Origin of the sequence: Lentzea alba (genome assembly GCF_047445655.1) — a bacterium.
Classification (GTDB): Bacteria; Actinomycetota; Actinomycetes; order Mycobacteriales; family Pseudonocardiaceae; genus Lentzea; species Lentzea alba_A.
Genome location: NZ_JAJAEG010000102.1, coordinates 1 through 1,099, shown reverse-complemented (window position 1 = coordinate 1,099; position 1,099 = coordinate 1). Strand labels below are relative to the sequence as shown.

Here is a 1,099-nt window from a genome sequence, read left to right as displayed (position 1 = left end):
CGGATCCTCGCGTGCCGGCGCGCCGAGCCGCACCGGCAGATCGGTCGTCCACGGCTCATCGAGCAACCGCACCCCGGAGGCGCCGGCCAGCAGTCCGTCCCAAGTGGACTGGACGTCGCCGCCCTGCGGGGTGGTCATGCCGAGGCCGGTGACGACGATGTGCTCCTCTCCGCCCGGCAGTGGTGGAAGGGATGGGTGCAGCACCGAGAAGTCCAGGAACGTGTGTTCATGAGGCATGCATCGAGGAGACCACCACGACGTCGGCAGCGGGAGCGGTCACGAGAGGGATGCGGACCTCCGTCGCGTGACCGATTACGGCGCCGCTCGATCTCCGTAACGTCCGCACCGCAAGGAAAACCGGTGGGATGGGAGTTGGTGCGCGGTGTCAGCGGAAACGGCGGCGGACGTGGCGAACCTGGCGGAACTGTGTCGCAGACAGGCATTGGTGAGGGGCGAGGAACGGGCGTTCGTCTTCCTGGAGAGCGGTGTCGTGGAGTCGGCCTCGCTCACCTACGCAGAGCTGGACCTCCGCGCTCGCGCGATCGCCGTGCGGCTTCGATCACTCGCACAGCCGGGATCACGCGCACTGCTGTGTCACCCACCGGGACTCGAGTTCGTCGCGGCGTTCCTGGGCTGTCTCTACGCCGGTGTGATCGCCGTCCCGGCGCCACCGGTGCGCCGACCCGCGGGCGACGCCCGGCACACCCGGCTGCTGGCCATCGCCGAGGACTGCGGGCCTGAGCTCCTGCTGTCCACATCGGACACGATCGCCGGTGTGCACGCGATCCTCGGCAACTACCCGGTCATCCCGCTCGCCACGGACTGCATCGAGGACGACGACCCCGAGTGGGGCGCGCCGGAAGCGCAGAACGAGATCGCGTACCTGCAGTACACCTCCGGCACCACGGGCAGGCCCAAGGGAGTTGTGCTGACCCACCAGGGCGTGCTGCACAACCTCGATCTCATCGTGCGCGGCGGCTCGCGCCCTGACGAGGACTACGGACGGGTCGCGCCGACCGTGTCGTGGCTGCCGGTGTTCCACGACATGGGTCTGATCGGCGGTGTGCTGCAACCGCTCTTCCTCGGCCAGCTGTCCGTG

General features: G+C 69.0%; 2 protein-coding genes. One reads left to right on the top strand and one right to left on the bottom strand.

Going from position 1 to position 1,099, the window contains the following annotated elements:
* Positions 1 to 237, bottom strand: a 237-nt coding sequence (locus tag LFM09_RS50075; protein ID WP_414103730.1) for a beta-ketoacyl synthase N-terminal-like domain-containing protein, incomplete at its 3' end; no start/stop codon positions are given.
* Positions 238 to 382: 145 nt separating this feature from the next.
* Here LFM09_RS50075 and LFM09_RS50070 point away from each other — a divergent pair.
* Positions 383 to 1,099, top strand: a 717-nt coding sequence (locus LFM09_RS50070; protein WP_414103729.1) for an AMP-binding protein, incomplete at its 3' end; no start/stop codon positions are given.